Genomic DNA, 14,834 nt, shown 5'->3' on the forward strand with positions numbered 1-14,834 from the left:
CGAGACCGCGCCCGGAGCGCGAGTCCCCCGAGCAGAAGGACAACTGAGGACGCCGTGACCAGAACTGATGACTCGCTCCGTACCCCCGCAGCCCGCGACCACCTCGCTCGCCGGGCCCGACGCCCCCGCATCGCCGCTCTCGCGCCCGCCCTGGCGCTCCCGATTCTGGTCGGCCCGCTGGCGCTGCCGAGCGCCGCGGCCGACGAGGTCCGGGTGACCGCGAGCGCCGACACCTACACCACCTCCACCCGGCCCGACCACGCCACCGGCAGCGCCGCCAAGGTCGCCGTGGGTGCCGACGGCGCCGCCACCAAGGTCGGGTACCTGCGCTTCACGCCGGTGTCCGCCGGCCAGGCCCGCCTTGTGCTCGAGGTGCTCAGCGGCACCGCCGGCACGCTCAAGGTCCACGCCACCGGTTCCGGCTGGGACGAGGCGGACCTGGCCGCCGGCGGCGCGCCCGCCGTCGGTCCCGTGCTCGGCCAGACCGAGCTCACCGGCGGCTGGCAGCGGGTGACAATCCCGCTCGACGTCGACCTCGAGCCCGGGGCGCAGGTCTCGTTCGCCCTCACCCGCGACGACGGCGGGATCACCCGCGTCGCCGCCCGGGAGAACGGCGCCGGCCGGGCCGCGGTGCTCAGCGTCGTCCCGACGGGCGGTGCGGCCGCTGCGGCGGCCCCGGCAGCCCCCGCCCCGGCAGCCCCGGCGGCACCCGGCGCGGATGCACGGGCAGCGGCCGCCGGCGCCGCGCAGGTCGTCCAGCAGGGCACCGGCGAGCTGCCGGTGTACGTCTCGCCCAGCCCGGACCGGGGCAACTCCACGCTCGAGGCCTTCGAGACCCGGCACGACGCCGGGTGGGGCACCGCCCTGTTCGCCTACTTCCCCGGCGACATGCGGTGGAGCCAGGGGTGGGCCAACCTCGTCGCCCGGCACCCCGAGGGCCTGCCGGTGATCGCCTCGCCCAAGGGCGACGACCCCGCCAGCGTGCGGGACTTCCTGGACCACCTGCCCCAGGCCTGGCGCGACAAGATGACCGTGGCCTACCACCAGGAGCCGGAGGAGGACTTCACGACCCCGGCGCAGCGCGCCCAGTTCCGCGGGACCGTCGCCGCCATGGCGGACCTGGTCCGGCCCTACGGGGTGCGCAACGCGGTCCACCTGCAGGAGTGGACGATCGACCCGTACAACAAGAAGCCCTGGGGCGGGGAGCAGGCGCTCGCCGAGTTCTTCGACCCCGCCGACGTGGACTTCATCTCCTGGTCGCTGTACCCGCCCGAGGGCCGGTCCATGCGAGCGGGCATCGACCGCATCGAGGCGTTCTCCGAGAAGTACGCCCCGGGCGTGCCGTGGGGCGTCACCGCCGCCGGCTCACCGGTCGACGGCTCTGCGCCGATCGGTGGGGCCGCCCGTGCCGAGCGCGCCAAGATCGTGCGGGAGGGCGCGGAGTACGTCGCCCAGGTCGGCGGCGAGTCGTTCGGGTGGTTCGACTTCGACGAGTACCTCCCGGGCCAGGACAACCTCGCCGCCAAGGACCCGGCGCTGACGGCTGCGCTGCGGCACGCCGCCGACGTCCAGGTCGCCACGCAGTAACCGCTTCCGGCACGGCCCGGCCGACCTGCCGGCGCGGCAGTCCTGACGTAGGTCGGGTCCCACCGTGCCGGCACCGATCCATGGCCCCTTCCCCGCCTCGTGCGCGGGGGAGGGGCCATCGCCGTCGGGGCCGTACCCGGTCTGGAGCCCCCACGCCCGTGGCACCCGACCGGCGCGCTCACGCGCCGTCTCCCCCTCTTGGTGAGGACTTCACCCTGCCGGGCAGCCGGGCATTCACCCGGTGATCATCCGGGCTCGTCAGCCTCCGCCGGGCCGCCCCGCTGCTTCCCTTGTCCCTCAGCGGGCTCCCCGGGGGGCGCCGTCGTCCTGGTGCCCCACTGGAGGGAGACGCGATCATGCGTCGTCGTGCATTAGCAGCGTTGCTCTTCGTCCTCGCGCTCGTCGCCCCGACCGCGCTCGGGCAGTCCGCCGCCGGCGCGGCCGAGGTGGAGCACCAAGGCGTGGTCAGCGGCTCACCCGCCGCGTTCACCCCGCACGTCCTGGACGGCATCGTCTTCTCGGTGGCCGAGGTCGGCGAGACGATCGTCCTCGGCGGGTCCTTCACCCAGGTCCAGGCCGCCAACGGCGGCCCGGTGCTCACCCGCAACCGCCTGGTGGCGTTCAACAAGCGCACCGGGCAGATCAGCGCCACCTTCGCGCCGAACGTCAACAACAGCGTGCGGTCGGTGGTGCCCGCGGCGGACGGGCAGAGCGTCTACGTGGGTGGCCAGTTCGGCGCCGTGAACGGGGCGACCAGCACCCGGGTGGTCCGGCTGCGGCTGAGCGACGGCGCCCGGATCGCCTCCTTCGCCCCGCCGAGCATCAGCGGCGTCGTCCACGACATGAAGCTCGTCGGCAGCCGCCTCTTCATCGGCGGGGAGTTCACCCGCATCGGCAACCAGACCCGCACCGCGCTCGCCGAGCTCGACCCCGGCACCGGGGCGCTGCGCCCCGGGGTCAACCTCGCCTTCGCCGGCACCCATCGCGGCGGGACCACCCACGTGCACAAGTTCGACGTCAACTCCGCCGGCACCACCCTGGTGGCCACCGGGAACTTCGCCACGGTTAATGGCCAGGACCGGGTGCAGGTCGCGATGCTCGACCTCACCCCCGCGGGCGCGACGCTGGCGGCCTGGCACACCGACCGGTGGAAGCCGGAGTGCTACGCCTCCTTCGAGTACTACCTCAACGACCTGGACTTCGCGCCCGACGGGTCCTACTTCATCCTCTCCTCGATGGGCGGCTACGGCAGCGGGCCGCCGACCCTGTGCGACACCATCTCCCGCTGGGAGACGGCCGCGCGCGGGTCGTCCCTGAACCCCACCTGGGTGAACTACACCGGCGGGGACAGCGTCTACGCGGTCGAGGCAGTCGGCGACGCCATCTACATCGGCGGCCACCACCGCTGGGTCAACAACCCGTTCGGCCGCGACGCCCCCGGCGAGGGCGCCGTGGAGCGCGAGGGCATCGGGGTGCTCGACCCGGTCAACGGCATGCCGCTGTCCTGGGACCCCGGACGCACCCGCGGCCGCGGGGTCTTCGACCTGCTCGCCGTCCGCGACGGGCTCTGGGTGGGCTCGGACACCGACCGGATCGCCGGCTTCCAGTACCGCGGCCGCATCGCCTACTTCCCCCGCGCGGGCGGCACGATCATCCCCCGCCCGGAGGCCCCCGACCTGCCGGTGGACGTCATCCAGACCGGGGCCGTCCAGAGCGCCGACGCGCGGTACCTGTACCGGGTCAACGCCGGTGCCGGGACCCTGCCCGCCATCGACAACGGCCCGGACTGGGTGGGCGACACCGAGCCGCCCGGCAGCACCTACCGGAACACCGGCAACGCGGCGACGTGGACGCCGGTGCCCACCGTGACCCCGGAGGTGCCGGCCACCGCCCCGCGGGCGCTCTTCGCCAGCGAGCGGTGGGACTCCGGCGACGCCCCCGAGCTGCAGTGGAACTTCCCCGTCCCGGCCGGGCGGAACGTGCAGGTGCGGCTGTACCTGGCCAACTCCTGCGACTGCACCGCCACCCCCGGCTCGCGCGTCTTCGACGTCGCGCTGGAGAACAACGTCGTCCTGGACGACCTGGACCTGGTCGCCCAGGTCGGGCACCGGGTCGGCACCATGCGCGCCTTCGACGTGGTCAGCGACGGCACGGTCAACATCGAGCTCCGGCACGTGACCGAGAACCCGCTGATCAACGGGATCGAGATCGTCGACCTGGACGCGCCGCCGCCCGGCACCGGGACCACCAACGCGGCCCAGGTGCGGCCGTTCGACGGCGACCAGGGCGGCGCCGCCCGGCCGCTCGCCGCCGGCAACGTGCCCTGGGACGGCGTGCGCGGCGGCTTCCTCGCCGACGGCCAGCTCTACCTGGCCGGCGCCGACGGCACCCTGACCCGCCGGCCGTTCCGCGACGGCACCGCCGGTCCCGCCACCACCCTGGACCTGCACGGCCTGGGCACGTTCGCCGCCGAGATGCAGTCCATGACCGGCCTGTTCTACACGCACGGCCGGATCTACTACACCCTCGCCGGCCAGAGCAGCCTCTTCATGCGCTACTTCGAGGTCGAGAGCGGCATCGTCGGCGCCCAGCGCTTCACGCACAGCGGGAACCTGCCCGGCATGACCTGGAGCGCGGTGCGCGGGATGTTCCTCGCCGGCGACGGCGTCTTCTGGGCCGACGCCACGGGCAACCTGCACCGCCTGGGCTGGACCGGGAACGTCGGTGACGGTCAGGTCACCGGCCCCGACCAGATCGTCAGCGGCCCGGGCAGCGACGGCGCCGACTGGCGCGGCCGGGCCCTGATCGCCCTGCCCGGCACCACCCCGCCGCCGCCACCCCCGGCGAACCAGCCCCCGGTGGCCGCGTTCACCCAGCAGTGCACCGGACTCACCTGCACCTTCGACGGGTCCAGCTCCACCGACCCGGACGGCCGGGTGGTCGGGCACGCCTGGGACCTCGCCGGGCGCGCGGCCACCGGGGCCACCCAGACGCACACCTTCCCGGCCGCCGGGGACTACCCGGTGCGGCTGACGGTGACCGACGACCGGGGCGCCACCAGCACCCTCACCCGCACCGTCACGGTGGCGCAGGAACCACCGCCGCCGACGTCGGACCTGGCCTTCGTCGGGTCCAGCGCGACCCAGCCCACGGGATCGGCCACCCAGCACAGCGCCCAGGTGCCCGCCGCCGTGGCCGCCGGGGACCTGCTCGTCGCGACCTTCGCGACCAACGCGGCCGGCGGCACGGTGACCGGCCCGGCCGGCTGGACCCAGGCCGCCCAGACCTCGACGACGTCCATGTCCGGCGTCATCTGGACGAAGGCGGCGACGGCCGCCGACGCCGGCCGGACGATCACGGTCGGGACCTCCGGCTATCAGCGGGGCAACGTCGTCGTGGCCGCCTACCGCGGCGCCGACCTGGCCGGGGCGACCATCGCCATGGAGCCGGAGCGGACCTCCCGGGCGGCGCACACCACACCCACGCTGCCGGCCTCCCCGGGGGACTGGGTCGCCTCGTACTGGGCGGACAAGACCGCCAGCACAACCGGGTGGACCCCGCCGGGCGGGCTCGCCGTGCGGCAGACCGGCGCCGGGACCGGGGCCGGCCACCTCAGCTGGCTGTACGCCGACAGCGGCGGCGGGGTGAGCGGCTCGACGGCCGGCGGCCTGACCGCCACCGCGACCTCGGCCACGGCGAACGCCGTCATGGCGACCATCGTGATCCGCCCCGCCAGCGCCGCGGCGGCGGCGGACGCCACCGCGCCGGCGGCCACGGACGCCGCCGAGGATGCGGCACCGCCGGCCACCGGGGCGGCGACCGCCGATGCGGCACCACCGGCCAGCACGGACGCGGCACCGCCGGAGGCCGCGGCGACCGAGCCGGCGACGGACGGCGCCGCTGACGACGGCGGGCCGCCGGCCGCCGTCGTCCCGGAGCCCGCCGCGCCCACCGCACCGTCCGCGGCCCCATCGGCGCCCGCTCCGCATGCCCCCGCGGCGGGAGCCGGCGTGGAACCCCCCGTTGCTGGCTCAGGTGAGGAGCCCAGCCAGCCGGGCAGCGAGGCCATGCGGTGATGCTCGTCGACGCGCTCGACATGCGGAGCAACAGCCTCAACGCCCTCCGTCTCGGCCTGGCCCTGCTCGTCATCGTCAGCCACGCGCCGATGGTGGCGAGCGGCGGTGCCGCCTACCACTGGGGCGACCTGGAGATCGGCGGCTGGGCTGTCGCCGGGTTCTTCGCGATCTCCGGGTGGCTCATCACCACGAGCCGGATGCGCCTCGACCTGCCACGGTTCCTCTGGCGACGGTGTGCGCGGATCTACCCGGCCTTCTGGGTCGCGCTGCTCGTCACCGCCGCCGTCCTCGCGCCCCTCTCGACCCTCTGGCAGGGCAGCTGGGACCCGGTCAGCGCGGCCACGTACGTTGCCGCCAACTCAACCCTGCGGATCTCCCAACCAGGCATCGCGGACACCCTCCCGGCCGTGCCCTACCCGACCACCTGGAACCTGTCGCTGTGGACCTTGTTCTGGGAGTTCCTGTGCTACTGCGCGGTGGGCCTGCTGCTGCTCTGGCGCTACGCGCGCCGGCACCGCTGGCCGACCCTCGCCCTCTTCGTGGTGGTCGCTCTCGTGCACGGGCTCACCCGTGCCCTCGACCTGCCGGTCTCCGACGGTGCTCAGGCCGGGCTGCGGCTCGGGTCGTTCTTCCTCGCCGGGGCCGTTCTCTGCCGCTACGCGGACCGCGTGCCGGCGGACTGGCGCCTGGCCGTCGGCGCGGGCGGCGCGCTCGGCGTGCTGCTGGCCACGGGGACGGTCGGGGCGTGGGGTGCGCTCCCGCTGGCGTACCTGGTGATCTACGGCGGCGCGCGCCTGCCCCTGCAGCGCGTCGGCGCCCGCAACGACATCTCCTACGGCGTCTACGTCTACGCCTTCCCGGTGGCGCAGCTCCTCGGGCTCGTCGGCGCCGCGCGGCTCGGCGTCCCGCTCTACATCGCCGCGACGGTGGCCCTGACGCTCCCGCTCGCCTGGGCCTCGTGGACGTGGATCGAGCGGCCGGCGCAGGTGGCGGCCCGCCGCTACCGAACGGCGCGGCCGACGCTACGACCCGCCCCCGCAGCCGCGGACGCCGCCCGGCCCGGCTGAGCCGCCGGACCCGCGGCGGACGCCGCGGGGTAGGTTGAGGTGGTGAGAGCCACGACCGTCCCCGGGAGCACCGCGGGATGACCGCCGGCATGGGCGGGCCCGGCGGGTTCGGGCACAGCCTCCGCCAGGACGCCTCCGTCGCGGACCACCGGCTCACCCCGGGCACCACCCGCCGCGTGCTCCGGTACGCCGCGCCGTACCGCTTCCAGATCACCTGGTTCCTCCTGCTCGTCGTCCTCGGCGCGCTGCTCGTCGTCGCGACCCCGCTGCTGCTGCAGCGCATCATCGACGACGGCGTCGCCACCGGCGACCGCCGGCTCGTGGTGATCCTCGCCGGCCTGGTCGCCCTGGTGGCCGTGGCCGAGGCGGCCCTGACCCTCCTGCAGCGCTGGTTCTCGGCCCGCATCGGCGAGGGGCTCATCTACGACCTGCGCACCGACGTCTTCGCCCACGTCCAGCGCCAGTCCATCGCCTTCTTCACCCGCAGCCAGACCGGCTCGCTCGTCACCCGGCTGAACTCCGACGTCATCGGCGCCCAGCGGGCCTTCACCTCGACCCTGTCCGGGGTGGTGGCCAACCTCATCTCGGTGGCGGTCGTGCTCGTCACGATGGTCGCGCTGTCCTGGCAGATCACCCTGCTGGCGCTCGCGGTCGTCCCGTTCCTGCTGCTGCCCGCCCGCCGGGTGGGCCGCCGCCTCGCCGGCCTGAACCGGCGGGGGATGGAGCTCAACGCCGAGCTCGGCAACCGGATGACCGAGCGGTTCAACGTTGGCGGCGCTCTGCTCGTGAAGCTCTTCGGCACGCCCGCCCGCGAGGAGGCCGACTTCGCCGCCAAGGCCGCCGCCGTCCGCGACATCGGCATCCGGACCGCGATGAGCAACCGGGTCTTCTTCGCCGCGCTCGGCGCCATGGCCTCCCTTGCCACCGCGCTGGTCTACGGCCTCGGCGGCGTGCTGGCGATCGACGGCGCCGTCACGGTCGGCACGCTGGTCGCCTTCGCCGGGCTGCTCGGGCGCCTGTACGGCCCGGTGACCGCGCTGAGCAACGTCCAGGTGGACGTGATGAGCGCCCTGGTCAGCTTCGAGCGGGTCTTCGAGGTGCTCGACCTGAAGCCGCTGGTCGTCGACGCCCCGGACGCCGTGGACCTGCCGGACGGGCCGCTGTCGGTCGAGCTCGACGACGTCCGCTTCGCCTACCCCAGCGGGGCCCGGGTCGCCCTGGCGTCCCTGGAGGGGCTGCCGCCCGCCGACGGCGGCGGCGGGGACGGTGCGGTCAGGACCGGCCGCGCGGGCCGCGGGGACGGGGGGATCCCCGACGGTACGGCCGCAGGGCGCGAGGACGGTGCGGTCAGGACCGGCCCCGCGGGCGGCGGGGACGGTGGGATCCCCGACGGCGTGGGCGCACGTCCCGGGGACGGTGCGGTCATCACCGCCGGCGCCGGGCTGCGGGGCGACGATGAGGAGGTGCTCAAGGGCGTCTCCGTCCGGGTCGAGCCCGGCACGATGCTCGCCCTGGTCGGTCCGTCCGGCGCCGGCAAGACCACCCTGTCCAGCCTCGTCGCGCGGCTGTACGACCCCACCGCCGGCGCGGTGCGCATCGGCGGGCTGGATCTGCGGCAGGTCCGCCAGGCGAGCCTGCACGCCGCCGTCGGCGTGGTGACCCAGGACGCCCACCTCTTCCACGACACGGTGCGGGCCAACCTGACCTACGCCCGCCCCGAGGCCACTGACGAGGAGCTCTACGCGGCGTTGCGCGCCGCGCACGTCGAGCCGCTGGTCCGGCGCCTGCCGCAGGGGCTGGACACGGTGGTCGGGGACCGCGGGCACCGGCTGTCCGGCGGGGAGAAGCAGCGGGTGGCGATCGCCCGGCTGCTGCTGCGGGCCCCGCGCGTCGTCGTGCTGGACGAGGCGACGGCGCACCTGGACTCGGAGTCCGAGGCGGCGGTCCAGCTCGCGCTGGACTCGGCCATGGCCGGGCGCACCTCGATCGTCATCGCCCACCGGCTGTCCACCGTGCGCCGGGCCGACGCGATCGCGGTCCTGGACGCCGGCCGGGTGGTCGAGCGGGGCACCCATGCCGAGCTCCTCGCCCGCGGCGGGCTCTACGCCGAGCTGTACGAGACCCAGTTCACCCAGCAGGACGCCTGACCCGGCAGGGGGCCCGAGCCGGAGCCAGGACCCGTGACCCTCAGGCCCGGGCGGGGCCCGGCGGTCGCCGTCGCAGGGCTCGGCCGCTGCCGGTCCGCCGCCGCCGAGCCCGGGCGTCCCACCAGCGCACCGGCAGGGTCAGCGCCTCGACGACGAGGCGGGGCCGGCGCGCCAGCCCGGTGCGCCAGCCGTCGTCCCGCCGGACCGGAATCGCACCGGTCCGGAACCGCATCGGATTCCCGGCGACGGTGTGGTGCGCGGTCAGCGACACCTCCTCGTCCCGGACGTGGGCCAGGTCCGCGGCGGAGGCGGTAATGCCGCAGAAGGCCAGCACCTCCGCCACCACCTCGCGGGGCCGGGCGACGAAGTCCTCGTAGTGGACCGTCAGCAGCGGCACGCCCAGCAGCGCCAGGCCCCGCATGAGCACCCGGTAGGACAGCCAGTCCAGCGCGACCCGCCCGGCCGAGTACTGCGGCATGAGCGTCTCCGCCCCGGTCACCTCCGGCCGCACGACCGCCTTGGACCAGGAGAACGCCACCCCGCGCGGGTCGCGCACCACGAGCACGCACCGCAGCCGCACCGACGCGTCCCGCAGCAGGTAGCCGTAGGCGGGGTGCTTGCTGGAGTCGACCAGCAGCCCGCCGCCGGCGGCCTCGTGCGCCCCCCGGTACAGGGCGTCGAGGTGGCGCAGCAGGCGCTGGCGCTTCAGCCGCCACGCGGGCCGCAGGCCCCCGCTGACCAGCGCCGGCAGGTTCCGGCCGCGGACGACGTCGGCCCGGTCGGCCACCCGGGCGGCGGCGTCCAGGCTCGGCCACCCGCCGAACGCCCGCCGGCCGACCTCCGTCCAGAACGGGCACCGGGAGAACGGCTGCCCGCAGCCGCAGAGCTGGTCCTGGTCCACCCCCCGCTCCCACAGGTGGAGCACCTCGCCGAGGCCGGTCACCCCGGGGACCTCGGCCAGGCACCGCTCGAGCAGCGTCGACCCGCTGCGCCCCGCGCCGCCGATCATGAGCACCGGCGGCCCGCTCCCGGGGGTGCGGGACAGGATGCCGTCGGCCACCCGGGCGACGTTGGCGACGGCGCGGGCCACCTCCGCCTCGTGCCGCGGGTCCGGGCCGACGGCGGCCACGGCCGGGTCGGCGAGCACGGCGTCGAGGGCGCGGCCGAGGGCCGCCTCGTCCTCGGCGAGCAGCAGCCGGCCCTCCGCGGCCCAACGGCGGCTGAACGCCACCTGGTGGTCGTCGACGACCTCGTCCAGGCGAGCCAGCCGCGGCACCACGACCGGCAGGCGTCCTGCCGCGCGGCTCTCCACGACCGACATCGGTCCGCCCTGCACGACGACGGCGTCCGCGGCGGCCATCAGGCGCAGCAGCTCCTCGTGCGGGAGGAAGTCCACGCCCATGGCCGTGACCGGCGGCGCGGCCGGGCCGTGCTGGATAAGGCAGTCGACCGGGCGGGTCGCGGCCCACGCGTCCACCCACCGGACCAGCCGGTCGAACCGGTGATGGTCCGAGCCGACGGTCACCAGCACGAGCGGGCGGGTGCCGGGCAGCTGCGCCGTGTCCGTCGCCGGCGCGGCCGACGTGGCGGGGCCGGCCGCCGCACGCCCGCCCGAGGTCGCCGGCGTCGAGGCGGCCGCCGTCACTCCGTCGCCCGCCGCCGTCGAGGTAGCCGTCGTCGGCGCGGGCCGCGCCGGCCCTGGCTGACCAACGCTCACAGCAGCGCCCCGACATACTCCGCGCCGGGGTAGCGGCGCAACTGCTCGGGCCACTGCACGCAGAACGCCGTGCTCAGCGGCCGGCACATCCGCCCCGTCATGGTCGCGGAGTCGACCCGGTCGAAGACCTCCAGGTACAGCGTCGGGATCCGCCGCCAGGCCGCGACGAGGAAGAACGGGGCGGCCACCCCGGCCCCGGTCGAGACGACCAGCGCCGGCCGCCGGTCGGCGAGGACCTTTCGCGCGAGCGCGAGGTTCCGGGCGGCGTTGGCGGCGTTCCGGGTGGTCGGGTGGTAGGCGTGCACGACGTCCTCACCGGCCAGGGCCGAGCGGGCGTCCGCCTTGTCGAACGTGACCCAGGTCCGCGGGTACCTCGACCACCAGGGGCGCAGCACCATGAGCTGGGCGAGGTGCCCGCCGGTCGAGGCGACCAGCAGCACCCGCTGCTCCCCCTCAGGGGCCGACGTCGTCATGGCGGGCCTTTCGCGCGGTTCCCGATACGGGCGGCGGTGCTCCGTGTGACACTAGCGCTCACCTGGGCACCGGCGGCCCCGAACGAAGGAAGACGGTCGATGGCTTCAGCGGGCACCTCTCGTCCGGACTTCTACCGCAACGCGCTGCGGCACCGGTGGCTCACGATCGTGCTGGCCGCCCTGCTCGGGGTCCTCGCCGGGGCGGCGGCCGTGCTGACCGACAACCAGCAGTACCGCTCCACCGCGGTCGTCTTCCTCCAGCCGCTGGTCGGCAACCCCTACTCGCCGACCACCCCCGAGACGCGTCAGGAGCAGCTCGCCGCGCTCACCACGGAGGCCGGGCTCGTGCTCTCCGACGCCGTCGTGCGGCAGGCCCGCGAGGACGCCGCGGCGGACGGGACCGAGCTGGGCGAGGACGCCCCGCAGCGCACCACCACGGAGGTGCCCTCGAACTCTCAGGTGGTCCGGATCTCCTTCGCGGCGCCGGACCCGGTGGGGGCGCAGGTCGGCGCGCAGGCCCTCGCCGAGTCCTACCTGGAGTACCGGCAGGAGCGGGCCGCGGAGATCGTGGGGGAGCAGGTCGTCCGGCTCGACGAGCAGATCGACTCCCTGGAGGCGCTGCAGGAGGAGACCTCGACGGAGCTGGCCACGGCGCTCGGGACGTCCGATCCCGCCGCCCCCTCCGCCGACGTGGTGAACCTCCAGGAGCAGGTCCGGATCTACGCCGGCCAGCTCGGCCAGCTCCGGATCGAGCGGTCCAACGCCGAGAGCACCGCCCTGACCGCCGGGGAGATCATCAGCCCGGCGGTGCAGCCGGAGGAGCCCGAGGGCATCCCGCCCCTGCTCATCGGGCTCGGCCTCGCGGTCAGCCTGCTCGTCGGCGGCCTGATCCTCGCCCTGGTCCAGGAGCACCTGGACACCCGGGTCCGGACCGCCGACGACCTTGCCGACCTCGACGTCCCGGTGCTCGGCCCGGTCCCCGCGTCCTCCACCACGGGCCGGGCGGACGAGGAGTACCAGGTGGTGCGCAACGCCCTGCGGCTGGGCACCGGAGCGCGGGAGGTTCGTTGCGTCGTCGGTGCGGGCCCCGACGTGGCGACCCTGGAGCCCGCGCTGGGCCTGGCGTCCGCCGCAGGGGCTGCCGGGCGGTCGGTCGTGCTGGTGCTCGCCGGCCCTGCCGTCCCGGCGGAGCTGTCCGGGCCGGGGCTGAGCGACGTGCTGGCCGGTGCGGTGACCGCCGACGCCGCCGTCCGTGGCGTCGGGCCGCAGGTCCAGGTCCTGCCGTCCGGGCCGGACCCCGAGGCGCTGGCGCACCCGGTCCAGCAGCCGGCGTTCGCCGAGCTCGTGCGGGGCCTGGCCGCGCGGCACGACCTCGTCCTGCTCGTCGGACCGAGCGCCCACTCCGCCACTGGCAGCGCCCTGGCCCGGGTCGCCGACGGCACCGTCGTGGTCGCCGCCACTGGGCTCACCCGGGAGCCCGAGGTCGTCGAGGCCGCCCGCCTGCTGACGGAGGTCGGGGCCCGCTGGGACGGCGTCCTGCTCGTCGCGCCGCCGCGGCGCAGCCGCCGCGGCGGCGCCCCGGCCGGCCCCCCGCTGACGGGCGCCCACGAGGGCGGCCCGGGCGGCGGCTGGCAGCCGGTGGGCGCTGCCGGCCCGGCCGGGGAGCGAGGCGCCGCCGGGGGCCTGCCGGGTGACGGTGAGCCGAGCCGGTCGGGGGACCGGCCGGACGGCGCGGGGCCGAGCGCGGCCGGGGCCGAGCCGGGCGCCGCCGTGCCCCGCGCGGCGGGGGAGCGGCCGGACGTCGGCGGATCCGGCCCGGACGGCGGCGAGCCCGGCGCGGCGGAGACTTCTGCGGCCGGCACCGGCCACGGGCGTTGACCCGGTCCGCCGGTCGTGGCGCCCGGCCCGGGGCTAGGCCCGATCGCCGCCGCGGGGCACGGGAGCTCGACGCGGCCGGGCGGGCGGCGATCCGCGGGATCGCCCGGGCGGGCAGCGCCAACCTCGCCGCGGCGGGGGTGGGCGCGGTCGCGAACCTGGCCATCGTCGTCGTCGTCACCCGCAGCGTGCCGGCGACGCTGGCCGGCTCGCTGTTCGCGGCCACCTCGGTCTTCCTGGTGGCGCTGTCCCTCGTCGAGGTAGGGGTCGACCAGGGGTTCGTGCGGTTCCACGCCCGGAACATCGCCCTGGGCCGGCAGTGGCGGAACGGTCCGATCCGGCGCTCCGGCTTCCGGCTGGTGCTCGCCGTGAGCGGGGTCGCCGCGCTGGTGGGCCTGGTCCTGGCCGAGCCCGTGGCCGGCCTCATCGCCGACGAGGAGACGAGCCGGGCGGCGGCGGACATGCTGCGCGTGCTCGCGCTCGCCCTGCCGGTGGCCGCGTGCTACGACCTCGTCCTGGCCGTCACCCGCGGACGGTCCCGGATGCGGCCGACCATCCTGGTCGAACGCATCGGCCGGCCGGTGCTCCAGGTCGGGCTGCTCGCCGTGGCCGCCGCGGCGGCCGCACCGGCCCTCTGGCTGGCCGTGGCCTGGACGCTGCCCTACCTCCTCGGCCTGCTCGCCGGGGTCGCCGCCCTGCGCCGGAGCAGCGACGAGCCGGACGCGGCCGCGGCCGGCCCGGTGGACGGGGCCCCGGCACTGGTGGAACCGCCCGTCCCGGCCGCGGACGTGCCCATCCCGGCGGTGCCTGAGCCGCCCGCGGACGGCACCGCTGAGCCACCCACCGACGACACCGCCCAGCCGCGCACCGCCCAGCCGCCCACCGACGGTGCCGCCGGCTCCGACCCGGGGGTCGCCCAGTTCTGGCGGTTCACCCTGCCCCGGGGCGCCGCCCGGTTCTTCCAGGTGGCCCTGCAGCGGGCGGACATCGCCATCGTGGCGGCGCTCGCGGGCCCGGCGGCCAGCGCGGTGTACACGGCGGCGACCCGGTTCCTCGTGGTCGGCCAGCTCGCGACGCAGGCGCTGCAGCAGGTGAGCGAGCCCCAGCTGGCTCGGCTGATCGCGGTGGACAGCCGGGACGCGGTCCGGTCGGTGTACCACCAGCTCACCCTGTGGAGCGTGGCGCTGACCTGGCCGCTCTACCTCCTCGTCGCGGTCCTCGCCCCCGTGCTGCTGGAGCTGATCTTCGGCGCCGGGTACGCCGCCGGCGGAGCCAGCCTGACGATCCTCGCCCTGACCATGCTGGTGGCCACCGCCATGGGACCGGTCGACGTCCTCCTGCTCATGGGCGGGCGCAGCGTGCTGTCGCTGACCAACACGGGCACGGCGCTCGTCGTGGACGTCGTCGGCTGCCTCCTGCTCGTCCCCCGGCTCGGTGTCGCCGGCGCCGCCGTCTCCTGGGCGGCGGCGATCCTGGTCCGGAACCTCCTCGGTGCCGTCCAGGTCGCCCGGCACCTGCGGATCACCCCGCTGGCGACCACGGCGCTCGGCATGGGCGCCGCCTGCCTCGCGCTGTTCGGGCTCCTGCCGTGGGCCGCCGATGCGGCCTGGGGGAGCACCAACGCGGTGCTCGTCGCCGCCGGGGTCGGGGCGGCGGGCTACGCCGTGATCCTGTGGCGGATGTCCGACGCCCTCCGCCTGCGGACGATCCTGCAGCGCCCACGACCGGCGGACCGCCGCCCTGGCCCACGGTCGTGACCAGGTCCGCTGGAGGCCGCGGAAACGTCCCGGCCGGAGGTCCGGCCGTGAAACACCCCGCCCCGCCGCGGGAGGTGGGTCACAATGAGCCGGTCACTGCCAGGACGGCCCGGGAGGTTGGGTTGGCGCACGCCG

At 76.0% G+C, this 14,834-nt stretch carries 9 protein-coding genes; 7 read left to right on the forward strand and 2 right to left on the reverse strand.

The window, feature by feature from the left end; translation table 11 throughout:
* Positions 1-54 precede the first annotated feature (54 nt).
* The 4 genes from MF406_RS04755 to MF406_RS04770 all read left to right on the forward strand — a co-directional run bounded on the left by MF406_RS04755 (position 55) and on the right by MF406_RS04770 (position 8,877).
* The gene (locus tag MF406_RS04755) at positions 55-1,587 is read left to right on the forward strand and encodes a hypothetical protein (RefSeq protein WP_242896843.1); all 1,533 of its coding nucleotides are present in this window, start codon (positions 55-57) and stop codon (positions 1,585-1,587) included.
* A gap of 356 nt (positions 1,588-1,943) precedes the next feature.
* Positions 1,944-5,663, forward strand: a complete 3,720-nt coding sequence (locus MF406_RS04760; RefSeq protein WP_242896844.1) for a PKD domain-containing protein — start codon at positions 1,944-1,946, stop codon at positions 5,661-5,663.
* Positions 5,663-6,730, forward strand: a complete 1,068-nt coding sequence (locus MF406_RS04765; RefSeq protein WP_242896845.1) for an acyltransferase — start codon at positions 5,663-5,665, stop codon at positions 6,728-6,730. The genes MF406_RS04760 and MF406_RS04765 overlap by 1 nt, the downstream gene beginning before the upstream one ends.
* Before the next feature lie 77 nt (positions 6,731-6,807).
* Entirely contained in the window at positions 6,808-8,877 is a 2,070-nt protein-coding gene (locus MF406_RS04770) for an ABC transporter ATP-binding protein (protein ID WP_242896846.1), read from the forward strand.
* Positions 8,878-8,917: 40 nt separating this feature from the next.
* Here MF406_RS04770 and MF406_RS04775 read toward each other — a convergent pair whose 3' ends face one another.
* Positions 8,918-10,408, reverse strand: a complete 1,491-nt coding sequence (locus MF406_RS04775) for a sulfotransferase domain-containing protein (protein ID WP_242896847.1) — start codon at positions 10,406-10,408, stop codon at positions 8,918-8,920.
* A gap of 28 nt (positions 10,409-10,436) precedes the next feature.
* On the opposite strand from MF406_RS04775, the gene MF406_RS04780 reads away from it, so the two are divergent.
* Positions 10,437-10,583 (forward strand): hypothetical protein, encoded by a 147-nt coding sequence (locus tag MF406_RS04780; protein ID WP_242896848.1) that lies wholly within the window; start codon positions 10,437-10,439, stop codon positions 10,581-10,583.
* A 7-nt stretch (positions 10,584-10,590) separates the two neighbouring features.
* Here the strand turns inward: MF406_RS04780 and MF406_RS04785 are convergent, their stop codons facing one another.
* Complete coding sequence (locus MF406_RS04785) at positions 10,591-11,067, reverse strand: UDP-N-acetylglucosamine transferase subunit ALG14 (RefSeq protein ID WP_242896849.1); 477 nt, start codon at positions 11,065-11,067, stop codon at positions 10,591-10,593.
* A 99-nt stretch (positions 11,068-11,166) separates the two neighbouring features.
* Between MF406_RS04785 and MF406_RS04790 the strand changes: the two genes are divergently transcribed.
* Both MF406_RS04790 and MF406_RS04795 read left to right on the forward strand, forming a co-directional pair.
* Positions 11,167-12,945: a hypothetical protein gene (locus MF406_RS04790; RefSeq protein WP_242896850.1), complete on the forward strand. Its 1,779-nt coding sequence runs from the start codon at positions 11,167-11,169 to the stop codon at positions 12,943-12,945.
* Positions 12,942-14,699, forward strand: a complete 1,758-nt coding sequence (locus MF406_RS04795; protein WP_242896851.1) for a polysaccharide biosynthesis C-terminal domain-containing protein — start codon at positions 12,942-12,944, stop codon at positions 14,697-14,699. The genes MF406_RS04790 and MF406_RS04795 overlap by 4 nt, the downstream gene beginning before the upstream one ends.
* Positions 14,700-14,834 lie beyond the last annotated feature (135 nt).

The organism is Georgenia sp. TF02-10 (genome assembly GCF_022759505.1).
In the GTDB taxonomy this organism is placed as follows: domain Bacteria; phylum Actinomycetota; class Actinomycetes; order Actinomycetales; family Actinomycetaceae; genus TF02-10.

Bases quoted from the DNA above. Each gene is read 5' to 3' on its own strand.
- MF406_RS04765 (WP_242896845.1), top strand. From the start codon at position 5,663: ATGCTCGTCGACGCGCTCGACATGCGGAGCAACAGCCTCAACGCCCTC.
- MF406_RS04770 (WP_242896846.1), top strand. From the start codon at position 6,808: ATGACCGCCGGCATGGGCGGGCCCGGCGGGTTCGGGCACAGCCTCCGC.
- MF406_RS04760 (WP_242896844.1), top strand. From the start codon at position 1,944: ATGCGTCGTCGTGCATTAGCAGCGTTGCTCTTCGTCCTCGCGCTCGTC.
- MF406_RS04790 (WP_242896850.1), top strand. From the start codon at position 11,167: ATGGCTTCAGCGGGCACCTCTCGTCCGGACTTCTACCGCAACGCGCTG.
- MF406_RS04785 (WP_242896849.1), bottom strand. From the start codon at position 11,067: ATGACGACGTCGGCCCCTGAGGGGGAGCAGCGGGTGCTGCTGGTCGCC.